We start from the raw sequence: 24,026 nt of genomic DNA, 5'->3' as shown, positions 1-24,026 counted from the left end.
AGGGCCGGCCGGCTCCGTCGCCGGGGCTGTGGTGCCGGCGGCCGGGCGTACTGGCCCGACCGGGGTCGGCGCCGGTGGGCCTGCCGGGCCGGCGCATGGCGCCTCCCTTGCCGGGGCCGGGTCCGGTGGGCCGGGGCCGGGGGTGGCTCAGGCTGTGGCGGGGGTGCGGGCGATTGGGGTGCCCGGTACCGATGGGCGGGGTCGGATTCCCGGGCCCGGTGTCGAGGTGATCGTTGCCGACGCAGTCGCCCGTGGCATGGGCGAGGACGGCGACGACACCCTGAAGTTGCCCCGGCTCGGGCCGGGCCGGACCGTGGCCGCCACCGAGATCCCGGTGCACCTGATGTTCCGCGAGCAGGCGGCGGCCAGCCGGGTGGCCGCGAAGCCGGCGGCCACCGCCAAGGCCCCGCGCCGCCCCCGGCCGCCGCAGGCTCCCGCCGGGCGGCGGGTGCCGCCCGGGGACGACCGGCTGCGGGAGCGCCGTGGCCCCGTACTGCCCGGCTGGGCCGGCGCCGCGGTCGGCGGCCTGGCGCTCGCCGGGTGCGCGGCCCTGCTCTGGCGGACCGGCGCCCTGCCCGGCGCTCTGGTCGCCGCGTTCGGTGCGACGCCCCGCCCCTACCAGGGGCTCAGCGCCCAGGACTACCCCCCGCTCGCCTTCCTCGGCATCGTCGCGCTGCTCGCCCTCGGCGGACTCGGCCGCGGCAAGGTCGGCCACGCCTGGGTGCTGACCCTGTTCGGCCGGTACCGGGGCACCGTCCGCCGCACCGGCCTGGTCTGGGTCAGCCCACTGCTGCTTCGCAGGCGGGTCGACGTACGCCTGCGGCACTGGCGCAGCGAACCGCTGCCCGCCGTGGACTCCGGCGGCCTCGCCCTCCAGGTCGTCGTCCAGGTCGTATGGCAGGTCCGGGACACCGCCCGGGCAGCCCTCGCCGTCGCCGACCACACCGACTACCTCGCCGAGCAGGTCGAGTCGGCCATGGCCCGGGTGCTGTCCCAGCTGCCGGCCGACGCCTTCCACGAGGACGCCCCCACCCTGCGCGATGCCGAGGCCGTCGGTGACGCGCTGACCCGGATGCTGGCGGCCGAGACCGAGGCGGTCGGGATCGAGGTGTTCTCGGCGCAGCCGACCCGGATCGAGTACGCCGCGGAGGTCGCGGCGGCCATGCGGCGCCGCCGGATCGCCGCGATCGATGCCAAGCACCGGGACAGCGTGCTCACTTCGGTGGTGGACGCGGTCGACGACACCGTGAACCGGCTGACCTCGCGCGGGCTGGTCGAGCTCGACGACTACGAGCGCAAGGCCCTGGTCAAGGACCTCACCGTCGCCTTCTACACCGGCCGGGGGGAGTAGCACCCCCGGCCCCGCGGCGGCCCCGCGACGGCCCTGCGCCGTCGCGGGGCCGGCCGGGGGAATCCCCCGGTTCTCCGATTGGTCTGGACATGGCCAACTCCCGTCAATAATCTGGGACTTGGTCTAGACCTGAGAATCCATCCCCACGCGTGCGCACGCTCACAGAACTCCCCCCACGTTCAAGGAGCATCATGCGTAACACCCGTACCCGTACCGCCAGACGGGCCGGCGTCGCCGCGCTCGGCCTCGGCGTCATAGCCGGGGTCTCCCTCCTCGTGGCCCCCAATGCCACCAGCCACGGCTACACCGACAACCCCATCAGCCGCCAGAAGCTCTGCGCCAACAAGACCGTCCCCGACTGCGGCGCCATCCAGTGGGAGCCGCAGAGCGTCGAAGGCCTCAAGGGCTTCCCGGCGGCCGGCCCGGCCGACGGCAAGATCTGTTCCGCCGGCCTGCCCCAGTTCGCCGAGCTCGACAACCCGCGCGGCGGCAGCTGGCCCGCCACCAGCCTCACCAGTGGTCAGAACCACACCTTCCGGTGGCAGTTCACCGCCAACCACTCCACCACCGACTTCAAGTACTACGTCACCAAGAACGGCTGGGACCCCACCAAGCCCCTCACCCGCGCCTCGCTCGAATCCCAGCCCTTCCTGACCGTGGCCTACAACGGCGCCCGCCCGCCGATGACCTTCACCCACCAGGGCCAGCTGCCCGGCGGCAAGTCGGGCCGGCATCTGATCCTCGCCGTCTGGACCATCAACGACACCGCGAACGCCTTCTACGCCTGCTCCGACGTTCAGTTCTGACGAGTCGTCAGTTACCGTTCCGCCCATGCGGACAGGGACAGGGGCAGAGGCAGCGACCGTGGCGGAGCTCATCGCACGCCAGTGGGGCGATCACCGGCCCGGGCTGAGGTACGGGACCACCGTCCTCAGCCACCACCGGACCGCCCGGGAATCCGCCGCGCGCGCCGCGCTCCTCACCGACCTGCTCCCCAGGGGCGCGGAACCGCACATCGGAGTGCTCCTCGACAACACCCCCGAGTTCCCCTTCTGGCTCGGCGCGGCGGCCCTCGCGGGGGCCGCCGCGGCCGGCATCAACCCCACCCGCCGCGGCCCCGAACTGGCCCGCGACATCCTGCACACCGACTGCCGGATCCTCGTCACCGAACGCGCCCACCTGCCCCTGCTCCGCGGCCTCGACCTGCCCGGCGTACGCATCCTGGTGACGGACAGCGAGGAGTACGCCGACCTCCTCGCCCCGTACGCGGGCGCCGAACCGGGCGCGGCGACGGTCCACGGCCGGGCCCCGGCCCCCGGGGACCTGCTGCTCCTCTACTTCACCTCCGGGTCCACCGGCGCGCCCAAGGCCGCCCTCTGCACCCAGGGTCGGCTCGCCGCCGCCGGTACCTCCCTGGCCCGGCACTTCTCCGTCACCCCGGACGACGTCCACTACATCTGCATGCCGATGTTCCACGGCAACGCCGTGATCGCGGACTGGCTGCCCGCGCTGGCCGCCGGGGCCGGGGTGGCGCTCCGCCGCCGCTTCTCCGCCTCCGCGTTCCTGGACGACGTACGCGCCCACGGGGCCACCTACTTCACCTACGTCGGGCGGGCCGTCCAGTACCTGCTCGCCACCCCGCCCCGCCCGGACGACCGGGACAACCCGCTCCGTCTCGGCTTCGGCACCGAGGCGGGCGCGGTGGACGCCGCCCGGTTCGCCGAGCGGTTCGGGGTCCGGCTGGTGGAGGGCTACGGCGCGACCGAGGGCGGCGCCTCCCTCCAGCGCAGCCCCGACACCCCGGCCGCCGCGCTCGGCCGGCCCGCCCCCGGCGAGGACTTGGCGGTCATCGACCCGGACACCGGCGCCGAATGCCCGCCCGCCCACCTGGACGGGGCCGGCCGGCTCCTCAACGGCGAACAGGCCATCGGCGAGCTGGTCAACCGGGGCCGCAGCCTCTTCGAGGGCTACTGGCGCAATCCGGAGGCGGAGGCCGCGCGCACCCGGGACGGCTGGTACTGGACCGGGGACCTCTTCTTCCGCGACCCGGCAGGCTTCCTCTACTTCGCCGGCCGCACCGACGACCGGCTGCGGGTGGACAGCGAGAACCTGGCCGCCGCGATGATCGAGAACATCCTCGCCCGGTGGGCGGACGCCGCGGCGGTCGCCGTGTACGCGGTCCCCGACGAAGCGGCGGGGGACCAGGTGATGGCCGCGCTCGCGCTCCGGCCCGGGGCGGTCTTCGGCCCCGCCGGCTTCGCCGCCTTCCTCGCCGCCCAGCCCGACCTCGGCACCAAGATGGCCCCCCGCTACGTCCGCATCGTCCCGGCCATGCCCGTCACCGCCACCAACAAGGTCCACCGCGCCGCCCTGCGCCGGGCCGGCTTCGACTGCGCCCCCGACCCGGTCTGGCACCGCCCGCCCGGCGCACCCGCGTACACCCCGCTCGACGCCCCGGCCCGCTCCGCCCTGCTCGCCGCCTACGCGGCGCACGGCCGGACCGGCCTGCTCAGTCCACCCCCTCCGGCGGAGCGCCGCGGGCCAGGGTGAACACCCCGGCCGTGATCAGCGCCACCCCCAGCAGGGCGGGCAGCAGCCACCAGCCCGTCCGTACGTGTTCCTCGTACAGCAGCACACCCAGCAGCAGGCCGGTCCCCGCATCGCCCAGCGTCAGGGCCGGCTGGGACGCGACCAGCGGGCCGCCCTGCATGGCGTGCTCGAACAGCAGCAGCGCCGCGATGCCCGTCACCACCAGGCCGTACGTCTCCCAGGCGGTCAGGAACGCCTCCGGCCCGCCCTCGTCGAGGGCGTGCACCGCCGACTTCATCAGCGCGGCCGTCAGCGCGTAACAGAGCGCGGTGGCCAGACCCAGGCAGGCCGCCCGCATCCGGCCCGGCGGGCGGCGCAGCCCGGCCGCGGCCAGCGCCACCACCGCACCGCCGCCCGCGGCCAGCGTGGGAACCCACCGGTCCAGCGGCACGTCCGTCCGGTTCCCGGTGGGCGCCAGCGCCACCAGCGCCACCCCCAGCCCGGCCACCACGGCGGCCACCGCCAGCCACTGAGCCCGCGGCAGATGCCGCCGCGCGAACAGCGAGGCGATCAGCAGCGCCAGCGGCAGCTCCAGCACGAACAGCGGCTGTACGAGCGACAGCGGGCCGGTCGCCAGCGCCACCGCCTGGCCCGCTCCGGCGGCCACCACCGCGAACATCCCCACCAGCCACACCGGGCGGCGCAGCAGGTCCAGCACGAGTCCCGGCCGGAACCCGCGGCTCTGGGGCACCGTCAGTGCGGCCCGCCGCTGCAGCACCGTGGCCAGCGCATTGCTGCACGCGGCGAACAGCGCGGCGAGGACCGGCACTACGAAGCCCATGGGCCGATCCTGACCGGGCCCGGCGCCCACCGCACGCCGGGGCGCGGCACCCCGGTCGGGCGAATGTGCGCCATGCGCCGTGGCCGCACGGACCGCCGGTGGTACGGGGAAGGACATGCAGCCCCGGCCCCCGCACGACCCGCCGCCTGCCGGCCCGCAGGCCGGACCGCCTGCCCGACCGGATGCCCGGCCGCATGTCCCGCCCCTGCTCCGCACTGCCGCCGCGCAGGCATGGCGGCTGCTTGTCGTCGGCGCGGCCGTATACGCGGGGTTCGCCGTCCTGGGCCGCTTCCACGAGATCGGCGTCGGGATCTTCCTCGGCCTCGTGGTCACGGCCCTGCTCCGGCCGGTCGCCGATCTGGTGACCCGGGGCGGCGTACCGCGCGGGCTCGCGGTCGCCGTCACCCTGCTCGGCGGCATCGCCCTGGTCCTGGCCGTGCTGGCGCTGGTCGGCGAGGCGGTGGCCGGCCAGACCACCACGCTGACCCGGGAGTTCCGGGAGGGCCTGGACAGCATCGAGGAGTGGCTGGAACGGCCGCCGTTCCGGCTGAATCCGGAGGTGCTGACCGACATCCAGTCCCGGATCGGCCAGTACCTCTCCAGCCACCGCTCGACCGTGGTCAGTACGGCGGTCAGCGGCGCCGGCCACCTGGTGCACGTCCTGACCGTGCTGGCCCTGGCCCTGTTCACCGCCGTCTTCTTCATCCACTCCGGGCACCGCCAGTGGTCCTGGTTCTGCGAACAGCTGCCCGGCCCGGAGCGCAGCCGCTGGGACACGGCGGGCCGCGCGGCCTGGCGCACCTTCACCGGCTACACCCATGGCATTGTGCTGGTGGCCGCCATCAACGCGGTCCTGGTCGGGGTGGCGCTGTACTTCCTGGGCGTGCCGCTCGCCGTGCCGCTGGCGCTGCTGGAGTTCTTCGCCGCGTTCGTCCCGCTGGTGGGGTCGCCGGTTGCGCTGGCCGTGGCTGCGGTGGTCGCCCTCGCGGCGAAGGGGCCGCTCGTCGCGGCCGTCGTGGTCGGACTGATCGTGATCATCGGGCAGATCGAGGGGCACCTGCTGCATCCGCTGGTGATGAGCTGGGCGGTACGGCTGCACCCGCTGGTGGTGGCGATCTCGGTGCTGGCCGGGGCGACCGCGGCGGGGATCGTGGGAGCGGTGGTGGCGGTCCCGCTCGTCTCCGTCATCTGGTCCATCCGCACCGCCCTCCGCCCCCCACCCCCGCCGGCCGCGCCGCCCCCGCCCGCCGCACCCGACACACCGGCCCCGCCCGCCATGCCGCCCCCGACCGCAGCGCCCACCCCGCCCCCGGGGTAGTGCGCGCCCCACCCGGGGACACCGCCCGGGCCCATCGCCCGGCCGCCGCCGCTCCTTACCCGCCCGCACCGTCCGCCCCGCCGCCCCTGCGCGGGTAGTGCGGACCCCGCCCCGCGGACACCGCCTGGGCCCATCGCCCGGCCGCGGCCCCGCCGCATAGCCTCGCCCGCATGGACGACGCACCCACCCCCTGGCAGGCCCTCGCCCGCCCCGGCTACCTCCGCGGCCCCGCCCCCTGGCGCGCCGCCGGGTACCTCGCCGGGTCCGCCGTCACCGGGATTCCCGTACTCCTCGGCATCGTCCTGCTGGCCGGCACCGGCGGCGCCCTCGGGATCTTCCTCGTGGGGCTGCCCCTGCTCGCCCTGCTCTGCCTGGCCGGCCTGCCGACCGCCGCCGTCGAGCGCCGCCGGCTCCACCTGATCGACCCCGCCCCCGCGCCCAGCCCGCACCGCACCCCCACCGAGCCCGGCCTGCTCGCCTGGGGCCGGCTCCGGTTCCGCGAGCAGGCCACCTGGCGCGAGCTCGCCTACGCCGTGCTGCACGGCTTCCTCCTGTGGTGGCTGGACCTCGCCGCGGTCGCCCTCCTCCTCGGGCTTCCGCTCGGCATGATCGGCGCCCCGCTCCAGCTCGCCCTGACCGGCGGCGAAGAGGCGCGGATCGTCAAGCTGTGGCTGGTCACCTCCTACCCGGCCGCCTTCGCCCTCGCCGCGGCCGGCCTGGTGCTGCTGCCCGTGCTGCTGTATCCGCTCGGCGCGCTCGCGGCGGCCCGCGCCGCCCTCACCCGGGCACTGCTCGCGCCCCGCGAGAGCGAGCTCCGCGACCGGCTCGGCGAGGTCACCCGGTCCCGGGCCCGGCTGGTCGAGGCCTTCGAGGCCGAGCGGCGCCGCATCGAGCGGGACCTGCACGACGGGGCCCAGCAGCGACTCGTCGCGCTGACCATGTCCCTCGGGCTGGCCCGCCTCGACGCCCCGCCCGGCCCGCTCGCCGACCAGCTGGCCCGCGCGCACGAGGAGGCCGGCCGGGTCCTCACCGAGCTGCGCGAGCTGATCCACGGCATCCACCCGCAGGTGCTCACCGACTACGGGCTCCCCGGCGCCCTCGCCGACGCCGCCGAGCGGTCCGTCGTACCGGTCGGGACGGAGATCGCCGACGGGCTGCCCCGGCTGCCCGCGCCGGTCGAGGCCGCCGCGTACTTCGCCTGCGCGGAGGCGCTCGCCAACATCGGCCGGCACAGCGGCGCCGCCCGGGCCTCCGTCGCCGCCCGGTACGACGGCTCCGCCCTGCTGATCGAGATACGGGACGACGGGCGCGGCGGCGCCGACCCGGCCGCCGGCTCCGGCCTGACCGGACTGGCCGACCGCCTCGCCGTCCTCGATGGCACACTGACGATCACCAGCCCGCCCGGCGGGCCGACCGTCCTGAGCCTGGAGATCCCGTGCGCGCCAGCGAGCAGCAGCAGCCCCTGAACGTGGTCCTCGCCGAGGACGGCGTGCTGCTGCGGGAGGGCCTGGTGGGGCTGCTGGAGCGGTTCGGCCACCGGGTCTCCGCCGCCGTGGGGGACGCGGACGCACTGCGCGCCGCCGTCACCGAGCACACCCCGGACATCGTGGTGACCGACGTCCGGATGCCGCCGGGCCTGGCAGACGACGGGCTGCGGGCCGCGGTGGAGCTGCGGGCGGCCCGGCCGGGGCTGCCGGTCCTGGTCCTCAGCCAGTACGTGCAGCGCTCCTACGCCGCGGACCTGCTGGACTCCGGCGACGGCAGTGCGGTCGGCTACCTGCTGAAGGACCGGGTCGGGCAGGTGGAGCAGTTCCGGGACGCGGTGGTCACCGTCGCGAGCGGCGGCACCGTGGTCGACCCCGAGGTCGTACGGCAGCTGCTGCGCCGGCGCCGCGATCCGCTGGAGGCGCTGACCCCGCGGGAGCGGGAGGTGCTGGGGCTGGTGGCGGAGGGGAAGTCGAACGGGGCCATCGCCCGGGAGCTGGTGGTCTCGGAGGCCGCCGTGGGCAAGCACATCGGGAACATCCTGGCGAAGCTGGACCTGCCGCCCGCCGAGGAGACGCACCGGCGGGTCCTGGCCGTCCTCGCCTACCTGCGGGGCTGAAAAACCGCTGGTGAAAACACTCAGGGCGGTTCCGGTGAACCGGAACCGCCCTGAGATCAGGTGCGCCGCCAGGGACTCGAACCCCGGACCCGCTGATTAAGAGTCAGCTGCTCTAACCAACTGAGCTAGCGGCGCCTGCTGACAGAGAAAATACTACCCGGTCCCGAGGAGTGCTTCCGACCACCCCGGAACGGACACCTCGCAGGCCGGAGGCTCAGAGGGCCCTCAGAGGGTCAGCGACAGCAGCAGTGGCGCGGCCTTCCGGTTCAGCGCGTCCGCCGCGGCCCGCAGCCGGTGCGCGTGCTCCACCGGCAGGGACAGTGCCAGGCAGCCCACCGAGGCGCCCGCCGTGATCGGCACCGCCGCGCAGACCGTGCCCACCGCGTACTCCTGGAGGTCCAGCACCGGCACGGTGGCCGGCTGGCTGTCCAGCTTCGAGAAGAGGATGCGCTCGCTCGTGATCGTCTTCGAGGTGAGCCGGGCGATCTTGTGCCGGGAGAGGTGGTCGCGCCGGCCGTTCACGTCCAGCTGGGTGAGCAGGCACTTCCCCACGGCGCTCGCATGCGCTGCCGAGCGGAAGTCGACCCATTCGTGCACCTTCGGAGTGCGGGGGCTGTCCGCGAACTGGGTGATCCGGACCTCGCCGTCCACATACCGGCTGATGTAGACGGCTGCGCCGACGGAGTCGCGCAGCCGGTCCAGGGTCTCCTGCAGTTTGGCCTGCAGCGCCTGCTGGCGGTCGACCCCGGAGCCGAGGAGCACCAGCGAGTCGCCTATTGCATACGCGCCGTCGGACACCTGGAGGACATAGCCCTCGCGGCGCAGCATGAGCAGCATGGGGGCGAGGTGGGCGGCCGGCAGGCCCGTTTCGCGGGCGATCTGCGTATCGGTCACGCCACTGTGGTGCCGTCCGATCGTTTCCAGCACGCGCAGGGCGTACTGCACCGAGTGGAACGGCGCGGTCGGCTCGGGCTTCAGCGCCACGGTTTCCCCCTACCAGGTTGTTACCGCTTGCCCTACCACGATAGCCATCAAGGGGCCCGCGCGGAGCGCCTGTTGAAGAGATTGATGGCTCAATCAGGCCCTCTGGCCGGGATCTACTCCACTGGCATATGCCAAGGTCACGCCCACTGTCCCGTGTGCCGGGAATGCCCGGCGGTCACCTCCTGTTCGACACCTTCGTACGCCCTACCGGACGGTAGGGGCAGACCGGAAACCGTGTAGGAACCGAGACGGGAGCAACGATGAGTGACGTGCGGGACGCGATCCGCGGGACCGCCCGCGGGACCGCGCCGGTCCCCCTGTCGGTGCTGGATCTGGCCACCGTCGGCAGCGGCAGTACGGCCCACGACTCCCTGCGGACCAGCGTCGAGCTGGCCCGACTCGCCGAATCCCGCGGCTACCACCGCCACTGGGTGGCCGAACACCACTCCATGCCCGGGGTCGCCAGCTCCTCCCCGGCCGTGATCCTCGCCCACCTCGCCGCCCACACCCGGCGCATCCGGCTCGGCTCCGGCGGGGTGATGCTGCCCAATCACGCCCCGCTGGCCATCGCCGAGCAGTTCGGCACCCTGGAGGCGCTGGCGCCGGGGCGGATCGACCTCGGGCTCGGCCGCGCCCCCGGGACCGACGGCCGCACCGCCGCCGCGCTCCGCGGCACCGGCCGGCCCGATGCCGAGGCGGCGGACTTCCCCCGGCAGCTCGCCGAGCTGACCCGGTTCCTCGACGACGACTTCCCCGACGGGCATCCGTACGCCCGCGTGCACGCCGTGCCCGGCCCGGTTCAGGGCCCGGCGGCCCGGCCGCCGCTCTGGCTGCTCGGCTCCTCCGGCTTCAGCGCCCGCCTTGCCGGGGAGCTCGGCCTGCCCTTCGCGTACGCCCACCACTTCTCGGCGGCCGGCACCCTGCCCGCGCTCCGGCTGTACCGGGAGAGCTTCCGGCCCTCGGCGGTGCTCGACGCCCCCTACACCGTCATCGGGGTGTCCGCGCTGGCCGCCGAGGACCCCGCGGAGGCCCGGGCCCAGGTGCTGACCGGCGCCCTGTCGATGCTGCGGCTGCGCACCGGGCGGCCGGGGCTGATCCCGACCCCGGAGGAGGCCGCCGGGTACCCCTTCTCCGCGGCGGAGCGGGAGTTCGTGGACGGCTGGCTGGCCAACGTGGTCCACGGCACCCCGGAGGAGGTCCGGGCGGGACTCGACGCGCTGGTGGCACGGACCGGCGCGGACGAGCTGATGCTGACCGCCAACGCACACGGCGGGGCCGCCCGGCTGCGCTCGTACGCGCTCGTCGCAGATGCGTACGGGATGCCGGAGGAGGAAGTTCCGCTCGACTGACGGGAGATGAACGGAGTTTGGCTGGTCTATTGCAGCAACCTTGCGCCAGCGCCTCCTCAAGGGAGCCTTAAGTCGCTCGTCACCGGGGGTGGCGAGCGATTTCTGATGTTCCCTCAGCCCTCTGACTTGGGAAAGTGTGCCTCAACTGGTCTAGTCCTTCTTTCTTTGGGGTTTGGCTCAAACCATTGACGCAGCCTTGTCGTGATCGCTATCTCTTCTCCCACCCGGGCCGTCACATCCTCCCCTCCCACCTCCGGAGGCTGTTCATGCACATCCGTAAACCCCTCGTCGCGGCTGCGACCACCGCGGCGCTTGCCGCCGGAGCGCTGGCCACCTTCGCGAGCCTCGGCACCGCCCAGGCCGCAGACACCTCCACCACCACCACCGCCTCCGCCGGGGGCGTGAGCATCGCGTACTACGACCAGTGGAGCGTGTACGGCAACGCCTTCTACCCCAAGCACCTCGACACCCGGGGCATAGCGAGCAAGCTGGACGTCATCAACTACTCGTTCGGCAACATCCACCCCACCGAGCTCACCTGTTTCGAGGCGAACAAGGCGGCCGGTGACGACAACAACCCCAACGCCGGTGACGGCGCGGGCGACAGCTACGCCGACTACCAGAAGTCCTTCGCCGCGGCCGACAGCGTCGACGGGGTCGCCGACAAGTGGGACCAGCCGATCGTGGGCGTCTTCAACCAGTTCAAGGAACTGAAGGCGAAGTACCCGCACCTGAAGATCAACATCTCGCTGGGCGGCTGGACGTACTCCAAGTACTTCCACGACGCGGCCAAGACCGACGCCTCCCGCAAGAAGTTCGTCGCCTCCTGCATCAAGCAGTACATCAAGGGCGACCTCCCGGTGGAGGGCGGCTTCGGCGGCCCCGGCACCGCGGCCGGCATCTTCGACGGCATCGACATCGACTGGGAGTACCCCGGCTCCTCCGGCGGCCACCTGGGCAACCACTACGGCCCCGAGGACAAGCAGAACTTCACCCTGCTGCTCCAGGAGTTCCGCAAGCAGCTCGACGCCGAAGGCGCGGCCAACGGCGGCAAGAAGTACCTGCTGACCGCTGCCCTCCCGGCCGGCCAGGACAAGATCAAGTACATCGAGACGGACAAGATCGGCGCGTACCTCGACTACGCGAACATCATGACGTACGACATGCACGGCGCCTGGGACGGCGACGGGCCGACGTACCACCAGTCCCCGCTGTACCCCTCCGCGGCCGACCCGACCGACCCGATCGCGCCGGGCACCGAGAAGTACAGCATCGACAACGCCATCGACTCCTGGATCGACGGCAACCCGGCCTACGGCATCGCGGGCGGCTTCCCCGCCAACAAGCTGACCCTGGGCTACGAGTTCTACTACCGCGGCTGGAAGGGCGTCCCGGCGGGCACCGCAGGCGGCCTCGCCCAGCCCGCCACCGGCGCCTCGGCCGTCCGCCCGGTCAGCCAGCAGGCCGGCATCGCCCACTACAAGGAGCTCGGCGGGATCGTCGACAACCCGGCGACCACCTACTGGGACGACGCCGCCAAGGCCTCGTACTTCTACAAGGACGGCGAGTTCTTCACCGGCCTGAACCAGAAGTCCATCCAGGCCCGGGTGGACTACGGCAAGCAGCGCGGCCTGGCCGGCGCGATGATGTACTCGCTCCTCGGCCTGGACAACAACACCACGCTGCTGAACCAGATCAACGACGCCCTCGGCGGCACCACCCAGCCCCCGACGACGCCGCCCACCACCCCGCCCACCACCCCGCCGACGACGCCTCCGACCACGCCGCCGACCACCGGCTGCGGTTCGCTCCCGGCCTATGTCGCAGGCACCGTCTACACCGGCGGCAGCGAGGTCTCCCACAACGGCCGCAAGTACAAGGCCCAGTGGTGGACCCAGAACGAGACGCCGGGCACGACCGGTGAGTGGGGTGTCTGGAAGGACCTCGGCGCCTGCTGATCCCCCCACCTCGCGCCGAGCGACCCACCGCCCCCTGCCCCGACCAGGCAGGGGGCGGTGGTGTGCGGCAGGGTCACCATGCCCCGGGCGCGGGGCGCGTGGTGATCATTTCGGCGATGCGTTCCGGGGCCACCGCCCGGGAGTACAGCCAGCCCTGGCCGGTGTCGCAGCCGACCCGCCGCAGCCGGGCGGCCTGGCCGGCTGTCTCCACGCATTCCGCCGTCACCGTCAGGCCCAGCCGGTGCGCGAGCTGTACCAGTGCCTCCACGATCGTCTCGTCCGCCGGATTGGGGTGGGTGCCCTCGTCGTAGCGGAAACCGCGTACGAAGGAGCCGTCCAGCTTCAACACGGACACCGGCAGCCGGCTCAGATAGGCGAGGTTCGAGTAGCCGGTGCCGAAATCGTCGATGGCGATCCGTACGCCCATGTCGCTGAGCGCCTGCAGGGCCTGGAGCGGGCGTCCCGCCGAGCCCATCACCGCCGATTCGGTCAGCTCCAGTTGCAGCAGCTGCGGGGCCAGCCCGGTCTCGGCGAGGATCTCGGCCACGTCCCCGACCAGGTCGGAGTCCCACACCTGCCGCACCGCCACATTGACGGACACGAACACCGGAGCATGCGTGCAGTCGTCGGGCCGCTCGATCTGCCAGCGCCGGGCCTGCCGGCAGGCCGTACGCAGCACCCACTGGCCGAGCTGGACGATGGAGCCGTCCTCTTCCGCAATTCCGATGAACCGATTCGGCGTCAGCAGGCCGAACTGCGGGTGATTCCACCGGACCAGCGCCTCGACCCCGCGCACGACCCCGCTCTCCAGATCGACCAGCGGCTGGTACTCCAGCTCGAACTCGCCCCGCTCCACCGCCGGGCGGAGGGTGCTCGAGAGCGCCTGCCGTGTCATCCGGTGCGCGTTGCGCTCCGGATCGAACAGCGTCCAGCGGGCCTTGCCGTCCGCCTTCGCCCAGTACAGCGTGGTGTCGGCGGCCTGCATCAGCCCGGTCGCCGAGGTGCCTGCGGCGGCCCGCTCGACCACCCCGATGGACGCCGACACCGACAGCCGCTGCCCGGACAGGTCGAACGGCTCCTGTACGGCGGCCAGTACGGACCGGGCCAGGTCGACCAGCTCCTCGGTGCCCGTGGAGTCCTCCACCAGTACGGCGAACTCGTCGCCGCCGAGCCGGGCCACCAGATGCCCGCCGGTCCGCCCGTACCCGGACTGGTCCGCGCACTGGGAGAGCCGGGCCGCCACCGCCGTCAGCAGCCGGTCGCCGACCCGGTGCCCCAGGGTGTCGTTGACCGCCTTGAACCCGTCCAGGTCCAGGTAGCAGAGGCCGATCCGGCCGGTGCCGCCGTGTTCGTAGGAGGAGGCCTCCAGGGCGGCCGACAGCCGCTCGAAGAACAGCGCCCGGTTGGGCAGCCGGGTGACCGGATCGTGCATCTGCAGATGCCGGAGCCGGGCCTGGAGATCGCGCCGGTCGCTGATGTCGGCGACGGACAGCAGGACGTCCCGGGTGCCCGGTACGGGGCCCAGGGTGACCTCCGTCCACAGCGTGTGCCCGTCCGGGTGTTTGAGCCGGCGGGTGCAGCGCAGCCGGGCCTGCCGGCCGCGCAGTACCTCCCGGTAGGCCTGCCAGGTCCGGGCCTCGGCGGCCAGGTCCACCAGATCGGCCGCCGACTGTTCGATCAGGGCGTGCGGCTCGGTGCCGAGCAGCCCGCCGAAAGCGTCGTTCGCGGCAACGACGAAGCCGTCCCGGTCGACGACGGCCATCGCCAGATGGGCCGCGTTGAAAGCCGCTCGGTAGTCGCGCAGTTCACGCTCTGTAGTGGCCGATCGGATGCTGTCGGCCGCCGAACCGGTTCCTTCTGAGGTTCCGCTCACCGTTCGCTCCCGCAGTGCTCGTGATGTCCGCGCAGGAAAGTGTGCCGATCATAGAGGCAGCCGGGAGGGCCTATCCAGCGGCGTCGCCGTCCTGGACACGGTACTTCGGCGTGCTGACGGCAGGCGCACCGCCTCGCGCTCGATCGCTTCTGCGCGGCTGTGAACGCAGTGGTCATCCCCGTGATCGGTCGTGACGCTTCGTAATGTTCCGTTCGGACGTGTGCGAGATGGCCGGTGGGGGGTGCTCACTCATGTGGGGCACCGGAACAGGGCATACATAGGACAATCGCCGCAAGGTGGAGGGTATAGGTCGAATCCACCCACCGGAGGTCGATGTGCCGCGACAGCAGACACCCGGGGGAGTGGACCGTCGGATGCGCAGCGCGGCGGCGTCCCTCACCTCGCTGACGGCCCTCGCCGCCATGTCTCTCGTCGCGGGACCTGCGGCTGCCGACATCACCGCCGGCCCGTGCGCCCTCAGCCGCACGGCTGCGCACCACTCCCTGGGCGTGGACACCTGGAACCGCGCCTACCCCAAGCCGGAGCGCCGCCTCAATGCGGTCATGGTCTTCCTGTCCTTCCCCGATGCCCGCCCGAAGACCACCCCGGAGGAACTGACCGCCGACTACTTCCCGGTCACCAGCGACTTCTTCGAGCGGGCCTCCTACGGCAGGTTCCGGCTGGTCCCGCACCCGCAGAAGGAATGGGTGCAGATGCCGAAGACCTCCACCGAGTACGGGATACAGCGCGACTGGGACCCGGACGACCGGGCCGCCTACCTGCGGGACGCAGTGGTCACCGCCGACCGGTCGGTGGACTTCTCGGCGTACGACATCGTGTACTTCGTGGCCGACCCGGACGCCCCCGGGGTGGACTCGGACGCCACCAAGGTCGTCAACTTCGACCGGCCGATCCGGGCGGACGGGACCGAGCTCCGCCGGATCGTCACCGTCTTCGAGCAGCACCCGCCGGACCGGAATGTGCTCGCGCACGAGACCGGCCATGTCTTCGACCTGCCGGACCTCTACCACCGGCCAACCGACGGCAAGGGCGACTGGGACACCTACGTCGGCGACTGGGACGTCATGGGCAGCCAGTTCGGCATGGCCCCCGACCTTTTCGCCTGGCACAAGTGGAAGCTGGGCTGGCTGAAGACCGACCAGGTGGACTGTGTGCAGAGCGGCACCTCCCTGCACACCCTGCAGCCGCTCGCCGAGGCAGTGCCGCGGGGCAGCACCGGCGGCACCCGGCTGGCGGTGGTCCGTACCGGCCCGGGCAGTGCCATCGCGGTGGAGGCGCGCGGGTCGGCCGGCAACGACGGGGACACCTGCACGGAAGGGGTGCTGGTCTACCGGGTCCGCAACGAGGCGGCCTCCGGCGGCGGCCCGATCGAGGTGCTGGACGCCCACCCGGACACCGAGGCCTGCTGGGACCGGTCGGTCTACCCGCCGCTGGCGGACGCGCCGCTGGAGGTGGGGGAGGCGTACACGGTGCCGGGGGAGCGGATCACCATCGAGGTGGCGGACCGCACCCAGTCCGGCGCGTACACGGTAAAAATCACCACGTAGTGAGTGAGAGCACGAAGAAGGCCCCCACTCTCGCGAGTGGAGGCCTTCTTCCGTCTGTGCGCCGCCAGGGACTCGAACCCCGGACCCGCTGATTAAGAGTCAGCTGCTCTAACCAACTGAGCTAGCGGCGCCTGCTGACGTCGTAGACATTAGCACCAGGATCCGCCGTTGGAAAAATCGATACCCGCAGGTCCGCCGTGGCGGCGGAGCGGGCCGCCCGCACGCACGCCCACAGCAGCGCCTCGGCCCCGGGCAGCCAGGGCAGCCGGCTGTCCGGCGCGACCAGCCAGCGGGACGGGCCTGGCCCGGAGGTCAGGGCCGGGACGGTGACGGCGTCCCCCCGCCCGTGGCACAGCGGCGCGGGCACGGTGTCCCCCCACTCTTCCCAGTCCAGCAGCGAGGGCAGCCGCTGGGCGGTCCCGGGCGCGGCGAAGAGCAGCATCCGGCCCCGGTGCACGGCGACCGGCCCGGAGCCCGGCCCTTCGCCCCAGAGCAGGCCGAGCATGCGCCGCCCGAACACGACGGGCACGTTGACGATGTCGAAGACGGTCCCGCAGGGCAGTACGGCGGGCGAGCCGGGCTGCCCCTGCCACAGGGCGAGGGTGCTCCGCGGATGCGCCGACGCGGACGCGAGCCAGGCAGCTCCCTGCGGGGTGACCTGGGCGGCCGAGGGGGTGTGCGCGGGCTGCGCGGCCCCCGCGACTCCCGTGGCTTTCGTCGTGAGCGTCGTCGTCATGCCACCACATGTACCGGCTGTGCCCGTCCCGTTCCGCCGGGTTACGGGAAACGGGGACAGGGGCCGGTCGCGTGGAGTATCTTGCGCCCCGCATATGCCATGCCGCTGCGCTGGGCTGAGCCGTACGGGCGCCGAAGCCGCCGAAGCCGCCGGAGCGCGGCGCCCGCCCGGTGCCGGCGGCCCGGCCTCTCACCCCTAGGGGTGCTCCGGTGCGCCGCGCAGCAGGTCGTGGCCGAACTCGATCATTTTCTCGGCGTAGTCCTCGGTCCACTCCGCCCGCGCCGCGATGTCAGCCGGCGACAGCCGGTCGAACCGCCGCGGGTCGGCCAGCTGGGCCGCGGCCACCGCCTGGAACTCCATCGCCCGGTCCTGCGCCGCCCGGAACGCCAGGGTCAGCTCGGTGGCACGGGCCAGCAGCTCGCGCGGGTCCTCGATGGACTCCAGGTCGAAGAAGTGCTCCGGGTCCGCGGCGGCCTCCGAGGGCTCGAAGAGCAGCGGTGCGGGCCGCAGCCTTCGCTCGGTCCGCTCGGGCTCTGCCATACGTGTCCTCCTGCGCTCGCTGTCCGCCGGTTCGCCGTCCCGTACCTGCTTTTCCGGGCCACCTTCCATTGTCCAACGCCGCGCAAGACCGCCCCGAACCCGCCCCGAACCCGCCTAAGCCCGCCAGAGCACCCGGTGCTCGGCCAGCTGCTGGAGCACCGCATGGTTCGCCTCCCACCCGTCCGGGCTGTATCCCTGGCCCGCCTCCGGCGGGGTGCCGGACTCCGTCCGGCGGCGGGGCGTGCTTGCCGGGCCGGGGCTACGGCCGCCAGGAGATGCGGTGGTTGGACCAGAGGTCCCAGGTGGTCATCATTGCCTCCCACCCGTCCGGAAACTTCACCGTGACGCCCAGCTGGACCGGTTCCGTCGACGGATGGGCGTCCAGGAGGTCGGCGATGCCGGCGCGGGCCACCACCACGCAGGCGTGGCGGTGGCGGGAGGCCAGGACGCAGAGGCGGCCCGTCTCCAGGTGGAAGGCCGTTGCGTCCGGGCGGCCGGACAGCGGGTGCAGCACGACCGTCAGGTCGTACTCGCGTCCCTGGAGGCGGTTCGCGGTGTCCACCGTGACCCCCTGGACGCCGAGCTCGGCCAGCGCCGCGCGCACCGCGCTCGCCTGGTCCCGGTGGGCCGTGCCCACCGCGATCCGGTCCGCGGAGAGCGGCTGCGGGGCGGGCGTGCGCTCGTCCGTGGTGACCGTGCCGCGGTCCAGGGCGCGGCGGACCACCAGGGCCACCGCGCGGACCGCCTCCGGATCGGTGCGCGGGGTGTGCCGGGCGGGCAGTTCCAGGAGCCCCCACCCGGCCTCGGCCGCCTCGTCCAGGACCCGGTCCGGTCCGGAGCCGTCCGAGGCCACCCCGAAGGACAGCCGCCGGTCGCCGTGGCCGGTGCCGCTGCGGAACGGCGTGTACGGGTAGAACGCGCGGGAGACCAGCGGGGCCGCGGAGGCCGGCAGCCGCCAGGACACCGGCAGCCGGTGCTGCGGCAGTTCCGGGTTGTGGGCCAGCAGGGTGGAGACCGCCGAGGCGGACGGGTCGTACGACAGCCCCGCCCACTGCTCGGCTCCGACCACGCTGAACGGGTCCAGCTGCCCCGGGTCGCCCACGAACAGCGCCCGCTCGAACAGCCCGGCCACGGCCAGCAGCGCATCCGAGCGCATCTGGTAGGCCTCGTCCACGATCGCGTGCTCCCAGGGCTCCACGCCCTGGACGTACGCCCACTTCGCCGCCGTGGAGATGGCGACCGGGAGCTCGGCCAGGTCCCCGGGCTTCGCGGACAGGGTCACCGAGGGGAGCTCGCGCAGGGCCGGGTCGTAGGCGTCGCCGTCGCTGCTGTGCAGCCGGCCGACCGGCAGCTCCGGGTCCGCCTCGGCCAGCCGCAGCACCAGGTCGTCCACCTGGGCGTTGGTCTGCGCCACGATCATCAGCCGGCGCCCGGCCCCGGCCAGCTCGCGGGCCGCCCGGACCACCAGGGTGGACTTCCCGGCCCCGGGAGGGGAGTCGACGACCACGCCCCGCCGGGGGCTGTGCAGGGTGTCGTGCAGGATCGCCTCGGTGGCCCGGGCGGCAGCCGCCCCCGGGTCGGACACGGTCGCGCTCACAGGAGGTCCTCGTCGGTCACGGCATCGGGCAGCGGGGCGGTCGCGGATCCGGGCGGCCCGCCATGGGTCCACGGGGTGTGCTCCGGATCGGGCAGCTTCGGGCCGCCGCGCGCATCGTGCTCGAACAGGGTCCAGCACACCCGGTCGCCCTTCTCCGGCACCGAACCGGGCTCCGGGTCCCGGCCCCGGCCCATCTTGTCCAGGAGCCGCAGGACCAGCAGACCGCCCTCCTCCGCGCGCACGAACTCGGCCGTCTGCGGGCGGCCGTCCAGCGAGCGGTACACCTTCCCGCCGCCGCCCTCCGGCAGCTGCGGCCGGTCCTCGGTCGCCACCGTCACCAGCGGGCGCGGGCTCGGCCGCTTCGACTCCGTCCACGCCATCACCACCTCGGTGACCTCGCCCGCGAAGGCCTCGCCCGCCAGCCGGCGGCCGGCCATGACCAGCGGGTCGTCCAGGGCCTCCTGCGCGTCCAGCCGGACCTGCTCGGTCTCCCGGGCGGCCAGCTTCTGGGCCGCCGTCACCGCGTCGTCGCGGCGCGGCTGCGGGGGTTCGCCCGCCCGCACCCGGTCCCGGTGAGCGGTGAACGACCAGCGGTCCCGGGTCCAGCGCTCCTCCGTACGCCCGCCCGGCGGCAGCTCCCGCAGCAGGTCGACGGCCTGCCAGACCGACCGCCAGGTGGCGGACATCTGCTCCGCCACCAGCTGCCGGACCGCCTGTTCGGCCTGTTCCGCCTGCCGAGGCCGGCCCTCCGCCCGCGCCGCGTCGAACTTCGCCATCGCCGGGGCCAGCAGCCTGTTGTCGAAGGCCGGGTCGGTGGCCGGTCCGGCCGGCGGGACCAGCAGCTGCCCCTCCGCGTCCCGGGCCAGCTCCGCCCGCAGCGCCTCCTCGGCCCCCGAACGGCCCTCCGGCGGGTCGATCCAGGCCAGCAGGGCGGCCAGGTGCTGGTCCTCCAGGCTGCTCTGGCCGGTGGCCCAGTGCCGGGACAGCAGGTCCGTCGCCGACAGCAGCATCGAGGACCCCGGCACCCGGGACCGCTCGGCCAGGTGGGTGAACCACCGGCCCAGCAGCGGGACCTGGGACGGGACCGGATACGCGGCCTCCGGGTCCTCCTCCGCGGTCCGGCGGAACCGCATGGACCGGCCCAGCAGCCGTACGTACTCGATGCCCGCGCGGCTGGGCACGATCAGCTGCGGGGCGTCCGTGCACAGCTCGGTCTCGACCTTCACCCGCTTCCCGGACTCCGGGTCGGTCTCGGTCCGCTCGGCCGGCTCCACCACGTCCGCACGGGCCTCGAGGTAGGGCATCAGGTGCGTCGCCAGCTCGGCCAGGAACTCCCAGCGCAGGTCGCGGTCGCGCGGCTGCGGTATGACGAGGATCCGCGGGTCGTCCCGGTCGGTGCCGACCATCGCGCCGAGCGGGGCGCCCGCCTCGCCGGCCGTGGTCAGCGGGACGAAGATCATCGGCTGCTCGCTCAGGTGCCGGTGCCGCATGGTCGTCAGCGGCCGGGCCCGCCCGGCGCGGACCGCCTCCAGCCGGGCCAGGGTGCTCAGCAGGGGCATTCCGGGGCCTCCGGTCGGGTTCGCTGGTACGGCAGCACGGCGGCGGACTCCAGGGCCTCGGCCCGCAGCCGGGCCGCCCGCCGCAGGGCTTCGGCGGTGGTCGGGTCCTCGGCCTCGCCGCCGGGGACCACGCCGTCGGGGACCGGGCCGCCGTCGGCCGCCGCCAGGGCCCGGTCGACCGTGCCGAGCATGCCGAGCTCGCCCCGTACGGACCGGCCGAGGACCGTCACCGTGCCGGCCTCCCGGGCCCGCTGCCGGCAGTGGAAGGCCAGTTCACAGGCGGCCAGACAGTCCGGTGCGTACGCCGCATCGACCGCGTCGACCGCCTCGGCCAGCTCCTCGGCGGGCCGGCCGGGGTCGAAGCTCAGGCCCTCGGGGAGGGCGGCGGCCAGCTCCTCCACCCGGGTGAGCCGGTCCAGCTGGCGCCGGGTGACCGCGCGCTGCTTGCGCAGGTCGAGCACGGCGGCGGTGGGCAGGTTGGAGAAGTCCTTCGGACAGACCAGCAGCGCCTGGTGGCCGACGGCGGCCCCCGCCACCCGGTCGGCCGTCCGCTCCAGGGCGAGCAGGTACACCGCCGCCTGGCGGGCGGCGGCGCCGACCTTGGCCGCGTCCGCCGAGCCGTCGATCATCGGGAAGGACTTGATCTCGACGACCGTCCAGCGGCCGTCGGGATGCACCACGATCGCGTCCGGCTCCAGGTAGGCGGGGGTGCCGGCGACCTCCAGAACCAGCATCGGATGGTCCAGGAAGGTCCAGGCCCGCTCCGCCGCGGCGGCTGCGGTGGCCTCGCGCAGGGCCAGCGCCGTACGGCCGGCCCGGCCGTCGGGGCCGGCCGCGGTGAGGTCGGGGACCCGGATCTGCCCGGCCGGCGGCTCGCCGCCCGCGCCGAGCCGCTCGTACAGCAGCCGCAGCAGCTCGGTCCCGCCGTCGCCCTTGACCTTCGCCTCGAAGGAATTCCCGCGGACGATCGCGAACTGCGACTGGCCGAACGCGGCCGGGGTGCCGAGCGCCGTGGCGAGCGCGGTCTTGTCCACGCCGGCACCGTCCAGCAGGGCGCGTCTGCCGCAGCCGGGGTTGGCCGCCAGGGCCGCCAGCGCGCGGGCGTCCAGCGGGCGGGGCGGCACGGCGGGGCCGCGCAGGTCAGCGAGCCGCTGCCGGAGAGTCGTCGTCTGCGGAGGGCCGCTGGGCGGGTAGGAGCTCACCCGCGGAAGTGTCCCATCCGCCACTGACAATCGGGGCCCGGCGGCGGAAAACGACTCTCCCCGAGATCCACGGGACTCTTCCCGTGACTCTGCGGGCAAGGAGGAAGCCCGCCCCCATCACGGCTGCACCGGCCACCGCGTCGAGGAAGTAGTGGTTGGCCGTCCCCATCACGACCACCGTCGTGACCAGCGGATACACGATGCCGGCCGCCTTGGTGAGGGGCTTCCTGCCGTGCATCCACAGCATGACCCCGCACCACAGGGCCCAGCCCACGTGCAGGCTCGGCATGGCGGCGTACTGGTTGGTGAAGGAACCCATTCCGCGCGGCGCACTGGCCTCCGCGCCCCACCAGCCGTACGCGCTGTACTGCGCCATCGTGTCGGTGAACCCCTGCGCGGCGTCCAGCAGCCGCGGCGGACAGGTCGGCATCAGCGTGAAGCCGGCCAGGCCCAGCAGGGTGGAAAGGGCCAGCCAGGTGCGCGCGGCCCGGTAGTGGGCCGGCCGGCGGAACCACAGCCAGATCAGCACCGCCGGGGTGACCAGGTAGTGCAGCGAGGCGTAGATGAAGTCCGCGGGGACGCCGACCCAGGTCTGGGCGGTGAACAGCCGGTTGAGGGGCCGTTCGAAGTCCATGCCGAGCACGTGCTCGTAGTGCAGGATGGCGAGGCCGTGGTCGACGGCGAGCTGTACGTCGCCGCGCGCGAGGAGTCTGCCGCCGGAGTACGCGCCGTAGAGGAGGCCCAGCAGCAGCAGTTCGGCCCACCAACGGGTGGGCCGGTGCCGTTCAGTCATACGGCGTAAGACGAATGTATGAGCGGTTGGGTTGCCCGCGGTTCACGTATTGGATGATGGTCGGACGACCCAACATGCACGAACCCGGGAGAAACAGACATGGCCCCGCGCATCCTGCTGGTCCGTCACGGACAGACGGCCTGGTCGCTGTCCGGCAAGCACACGGGCCGCACGGACATCCCGCTGCTCGAAGAGGGGAAGCGCGGCGCCAAACTGCTCGGCGAACGCCTGGCCCGCGAGCCGTGGTCGGGCCTGCCCGGCCTGGAGGTCCGCACCAGCCCGCTGGCCCGCGCCAGCGAAACCTGCGACCTGGCAGGTTTCGGCCTGCAGGCCGAACCCTGGGACGCCCTGATGGAGTGGGACTACGGCGACTACGAGGGCATGACCCCGGCCGAGATCCACGCGGTCCGCCCCGGCTGGCTGCTCTGGCGCGACGGTGCGCAGGGCGGCGAATCCATCGCCGACGCCTCCGCCCGCGCCGACGAGGTGGTCGCCTGGGCCCGTTCGGCCGAACGCGACGTCCTGGTTTTCGCCCACGGCCACATCCTGCGCACCCTGGCCGCCCGCTGGCTCGGCCTGGACGCCTCCTTCGGCGCCCGCATCCGCCTCGACCCGACCTCCCTGTCGATCCTGGGCTGGGCATACGGCGCCCCGGCCCTGGAACGCTGGAACGACACCGGCCACCTGGACTGACTCTTTTTGGGGCTCGGTTCGCCTCCGGGGCGCTTCTGCCGTGCTCTCAGGGCGGGCGTCCTCAGAAACCCTCGTCCCTCGGGTTTCCTCCGGGCGCCCGCCCTGAGAGCACGGCGCGCCCCTTCGGCTCACTCGCCCGCGCAGGCTGCGAGACGGGCGGCTCAGCGGTCGTAGCAGTGGGCGACGGGCCGGCCGGGGCAGGCGGGGCACTCGAACAGGTACACCCCGCCACCGCCGCCGAGCCCGAGTCCCGTCGCGTTCTGGGCGCTGCGGTCCGGCCCGTCCTCGCCGCGGTCCTCCCGGGGCAGCCAGGTGCGCCAGGACTCGGCGTCGAACTCCCAGGCGGCCACCGTCATCAGATGCGCCATGGGCCGCCGGCAGCCGCGGCAGTCCGGCCAGCGGGGGTCCTGGCACCAGCCGGGCCAGCCGCCCGCCTTGATGCCGGGGGCCTCCGCCAGGTGGTACTCGTACGACACACCGGTCGCCTCCTCCAGTGCGAGGAAGCGGGCGTCCAGCCGGTCGAACAGCTCCTGGGGAAGGTTCCAGGCGGCGTACTCCGCCACCGTCTCGGGGTGCACCGCGCAGGGCTGCGGCACGTTGCCGGAAAGGGCCCCGGCCGGCGGAACGGGGGTGGGCAGCACCGCGCCCACCGCGGCCGAGTCCCGCCAGCGGACGTGCGGTGACTCCGGCCAGTGCGTGTCCTTGTGAAGCAGGGCGCACCACAGCACCTGGAGCAGATCGCAGCCCTCTGGGTAAGCCACCCCGGCCGTGTCGGGCAGGTCGGCCCGGAACAGCTGGGCGACCGGCACGAGCGGCTGCCCGTCCTCCTCGCAGACCGGCCACGGCTCCTCCGCCGGCCACAGCAGCGGGCCACCCACCGAGCTTTCCCGGCAGGACGGGGTGCCTGTGCGCGGGTGCAGCCGGACGGTTTCGCGGCGGTACGGGATCAGCTCCGGGAAGAGCTCCTCCACGTCCACCGGCGGCGGCGGGGTGTGACGGGCCATGCCCGCGAGCCTACGAGGCGCCCCCGC

The 24,026-nt window shown here is 73.6% G+C and carries 19 protein-coding genes, 2 tRNA genes and 1 pseudogene; 10 read left to right on the top strand and 12 right to left on the bottom strand.

The genetic code is table 11. The features are described 5' to 3' along the window. Positions 1–301 precede the first annotated feature (301 nt). From ABT123_RS13875 to ABT123_RS13865, 3 genes and pseudogenes are all read left to right on the top strand, one after another. Positions 302–1,351: pseudogene (locus ABT123_RS13875) on the top strand (SPFH domain-containing protein); the annotation flags it as partial. A gap of 191 nt (positions 1,352–1,542) precedes the next feature. After that, positions 1,543–2,157: a lytic polysaccharide monooxygenase auxiliary activity family 9 protein gene (locus tag ABT123_RS13870; RefSeq protein ID WP_351313023.1), complete on the top strand. Its 615-nt coding sequence runs from the start codon at positions 1,543–1,545 to the stop codon at positions 2,155–2,157. A 25-nt stretch (positions 2,158–2,182) separates the two neighbouring features. Further along, positions 2,183–3,901, top strand: coding sequence for an AMP-binding protein (locus ABT123_RS13865; protein ID WP_351313021.1), 1,719 nt, complete (start codon positions 2,183–2,185; stop codon positions 3,899–3,901). Here ABT123_RS13865 and ABT123_RS13860 read toward each other — a convergent pair. Beyond that, positions 3,861–4,721 carry a DMT family transporter gene (locus ABT123_RS13860; RefSeq protein WP_351313019.1) on the bottom strand — a complete coding sequence of 287 codons (861 nt, stop codon included), beginning with the start codon at positions 4,719–4,721 and terminating at the stop codon, positions 3,861–3,863. The two genes, ABT123_RS13865 and ABT123_RS13860, sit on opposite strands and share 41 nt — an antisense overlap. Before the next feature lie 115 nt (positions 4,722–4,836). On the opposite strand from ABT123_RS13860, the gene ABT123_RS13855 reads away from it, so the two are divergent. The 3 genes from ABT123_RS13855 to ABT123_RS13845 all read left to right on the top strand — a co-directional run bounded on the left by ABT123_RS13855 (position 4,837) and on the right by ABT123_RS13845 (position 8,143). Continuing rightward, positions 4,837–6,039 carry an AI-2E family transporter gene (locus ABT123_RS13855; protein WP_502970951.1) on the top strand — a complete coding sequence of 401 codons (1,203 nt, stop codon included), beginning with the start codon at positions 4,837–4,839 and terminating at the stop codon, positions 6,037–6,039. 170 nt (positions 6,040–6,209) lie between these two features. Further along, a complete protein-coding gene (locus tag ABT123_RS13850) occupies positions 6,210–7,505 on the top strand; it encodes a sensor histidine kinase (RefSeq protein WP_351313015.1) in 1,296 nt (431 codons plus the stop codon). Continuing rightward, positions 7,475–8,143 (top strand): response regulator, encoded by a 669-nt coding sequence (locus ABT123_RS13845; protein WP_351313013.1) that lies wholly within the window; start codon positions 7,475–7,477, stop codon positions 8,141–8,143. The genes ABT123_RS13850 and ABT123_RS13845 overlap by 31 nt, the downstream gene beginning before the upstream one ends. Before the next feature lie 61 nt (positions 8,144–8,204). On the opposite strand, the gene ABT123_RS13840 is transcribed toward ABT123_RS13845, so the two are convergent. Further along, a tRNA-Lys gene (locus tag ABT123_RS13840) sits at positions 8,205–8,278 on the bottom strand. A 90-nt stretch (positions 8,279–8,368) separates the two neighbouring features. After that, on the bottom strand, positions 8,369–9,127 hold the full coding sequence (locus tag ABT123_RS13835; RefSeq protein WP_351313011.1) for an IclR family transcriptional regulator: 759 nt from the start codon (positions 9,125–9,127) through the stop codon (positions 8,369–8,371). A gap of 260 nt (positions 9,128–9,387) precedes the next feature. On the opposite strand from ABT123_RS13835, the gene ABT123_RS13830 reads away from it, so the two are divergent. Continuing rightward, positions 9,388–10,476: an LLM class flavin-dependent oxidoreductase gene (locus tag ABT123_RS13830; RefSeq protein WP_351313009.1), complete on the top strand. Its 1,089-nt coding sequence runs from the start codon at positions 9,388–9,390 to the stop codon at positions 10,474–10,476. 266 nt (positions 10,477–10,742) lie between these two features. After that, the gene (locus tag ABT123_RS13825; protein ID WP_351313007.1) at positions 10,743–12,434 is read left to right on the top strand and encodes a glycosyl hydrolase family 18 protein; all 1,692 of its coding nucleotides are present in this window, start codon (positions 10,743–10,745) and stop codon (positions 12,432–12,434) included. A gap of 73 nt (positions 12,435–12,507) precedes the next feature. Here ABT123_RS13825 and ABT123_RS13820 read toward each other — a convergent pair whose 3' ends face one another. Then, positions 12,508–14,307 (bottom strand): putative bifunctional diguanylate cyclase/phosphodiesterase, encoded by a 1,800-nt coding sequence (locus ABT123_RS13820; protein WP_502970949.1) that lies wholly within the window; start codon positions 14,305–14,307, stop codon positions 12,508–12,510. A 374-nt stretch (positions 14,308–14,681) separates the two neighbouring features. Here ABT123_RS13820 and ABT123_RS13815 point away from each other — a divergent pair, with 374 nt between their 5' ends. Continuing rightward, a complete protein-coding gene (locus ABT123_RS13815; protein ID WP_502970948.1) occupies positions 14,682–15,875 on the top strand; it encodes a M6 family metalloprotease domain-containing protein in 1,194 nt (397 codons plus the stop codon). A gap of 57 nt (positions 15,876–15,932) precedes the next feature. On the opposite strand, the gene ABT123_RS13810 is transcribed toward ABT123_RS13815, so the two are convergent. From ABT123_RS13810 to ABT123_RS13780, 7 genes are all read right to left on the bottom strand, one after another. Next, positions 15,933–16,006, bottom strand: a tRNA-Lys gene (locus tag ABT123_RS13810). After that, a complete protein-coding gene (locus ABT123_RS13805; protein WP_351313003.1) occupies positions 15,997–16,611 on the bottom strand; it encodes a bifunctional DNA primase/polymerase in 615 nt (204 codons plus the stop codon). The genes ABT123_RS13810 and ABT123_RS13805 overlap by 10 nt, the downstream gene beginning before the upstream one ends. 195 nt (positions 16,612–16,806) lie before the next feature. Beyond that, complete coding sequence (locus tag ABT123_RS13800; protein ID WP_351313001.1) at positions 16,807–17,151, bottom strand: DUF8844 domain-containing protein; 345 nt, start codon at positions 17,149–17,151, stop codon at positions 16,807–16,809. A 259-nt stretch (positions 17,152–17,410) separates the two neighbouring features. Continuing rightward, positions 17,411–18,748 carry an AAA domain-containing protein gene (locus ABT123_RS13795; RefSeq protein ID WP_351312999.1) on the bottom strand — a complete coding sequence of 446 codons (1,338 nt, stop codon included), beginning with the start codon at positions 18,746–18,748 and terminating at the stop codon, positions 17,411–17,413. After that, positions 18,745–20,307, bottom strand: coding sequence for a hypothetical protein (locus ABT123_RS13790; protein WP_351312997.1), 1,563 nt, complete (start codon positions 20,305–20,307; stop codon positions 18,745–18,747). Before ABT123_RS13790 ends, ABT123_RS13795 begins: the two co-directional genes overlap by 4 nt. After that, the gene (locus ABT123_RS13785; RefSeq protein WP_351312995.1) at positions 20,295–21,509 is read right to left on the bottom strand and encodes a hypothetical protein; all 1,215 of its coding nucleotides are present in this window, start codon (positions 21,507–21,509) and stop codon (positions 20,295–20,297) included. The genes ABT123_RS13790 and ABT123_RS13785 overlap by 13 nt, the downstream gene beginning before the upstream one ends. Then, the gene (locus ABT123_RS13780) at positions 21,448–22,302 is read right to left on the bottom strand and encodes a phosphatase PAP2 family protein (protein WP_351312993.1); all 855 of its coding nucleotides are present in this window, start codon (positions 22,300–22,302) and stop codon (positions 21,448–21,450) included. The genes ABT123_RS13785 and ABT123_RS13780 overlap by 62 nt, the downstream gene beginning before the upstream one ends. Positions 22,303–22,401: 99 nt before the next feature. Between ABT123_RS13780 and ABT123_RS13775 the strand changes: the two genes are divergently transcribed. Continuing rightward, positions 22,402–22,995, top strand: a complete 594-nt coding sequence (locus ABT123_RS13775) for a histidine phosphatase family protein (RefSeq protein ID WP_351312991.1) — start codon at positions 22,402–22,404, stop codon at positions 22,993–22,995. Positions 22,996–23,156: 161 nt separating this feature from the next. On the opposite strand, the gene ABT123_RS13770 is transcribed toward ABT123_RS13775, so the two are convergent. After that, positions 23,157–23,999, bottom strand: a complete 843-nt coding sequence (locus tag ABT123_RS13770) for a YwqG family protein (protein WP_351312989.1) — start codon at positions 23,997–23,999, stop codon at positions 23,157–23,159. Between the last annotated feature and the right edge of the window lie 27 nt (positions 24,000–24,026).

Source organism: Streptomyces sp. NPDC002054 (assembly GCF_040296685.1).
Classification (GTDB): Bacteria; Actinomycetota; Actinomycetes; order Streptomycetales; family Streptomycetaceae; genus Streptomyces.
Note: the sequence above shows the minus strand (reverse complement) of the source record. Positions and strands in the feature narration are given on the sequence as shown.

Excerpts from the sequence above, each read along its gene's own strand:
- ABT123_RS13815 (WP_502970948.1), top strand. The coding sequence starts at position 14,682 with ATGCGCAGCGCGGCGGCGTCCCTCACCTCGCTGACGGCCCTCGCCGCC.
- ABT123_RS13865 (WP_351313021.1), top strand. The coding sequence starts at position 2,183 with ATGCGGACAGGGACAGGGGCAGAGGCAGCGACCGTGGCGGAGCTCATC.
- ABT123_RS13780 (WP_351312993.1), bottom strand. The coding sequence starts at position 22,302 with ATGACTGAACGGCACCGGCCCACCCGTTGGTGGGCCGAACTGCTGCTG.
- ABT123_RS13825 (WP_351313007.1), top strand. The coding sequence starts at position 10,743 with ATGCACATCCGTAAACCCCTCGTCGCGGCTGCGACCACCGCGGCGCTT.
- ABT123_RS13855 (WP_502970951.1), top strand. The coding sequence starts at position 4,837 with ATGCAGCCCCGGCCCCCGCACGACCCGCCGCCTGCCGGCCCGCAGGCC.
- ABT123_RS13860 (WP_351313019.1), bottom strand. The coding sequence starts at position 4,721 with ATGGGCTTCGTAGTGCCGGTCCTCGCCGCGCTGTTCGCCGCGTGCAGC.
- ABT123_RS13850 (WP_351313015.1), top strand. The coding sequence starts at position 6,210 with ATGGACGACGCACCCACCCCCTGGCAGGCCCTCGCCCGCCCCGGCTAC.
- ABT123_RS13805 (WP_351313003.1), bottom strand. The coding sequence starts at position 16,611 with ATGACGACGACGCTCACGACGAAAGCCACGGGAGTCGCGGGGGCCGCG.
- ABT123_RS13800 (WP_351313001.1), bottom strand. The coding sequence starts at position 17,151 with ATGGCAGAGCCCGAGCGGACCGAGCGAAGGCTGCGGCCCGCACCGCTG.
- ABT123_RS13830 (WP_351313009.1), top strand. The coding sequence starts at position 9,388 with ATGAGTGACGTGCGGGACGCGATCCGCGGGACCGCCCGCGGGACCGCG.
- ABT123_RS13790 (WP_351312997.1), bottom strand. The coding sequence starts at position 20,307 with ATGCCCCTGCTGAGCACCCTGGCCCGGCTGGAGGCGGTCCGCGCCGGG.
- ABT123_RS13775 (WP_351312991.1), top strand. The coding sequence starts at position 22,402 with ATGGCCCCGCGCATCCTGCTGGTCCGTCACGGACAGACGGCCTGGTCG.
- ABT123_RS13770 (WP_351312989.1), bottom strand. The coding sequence starts at position 23,999 with ATGGCCCGTCACACCCCGCCGCCGCCGGTGGACGTGGAGGAGCTCTTC.
- ABT123_RS13870 (WP_351313023.1), top strand. The coding sequence starts at position 1,543 with ATGCGTAACACCCGTACCCGTACCGCCAGACGGGCCGGCGTCGCCGCG.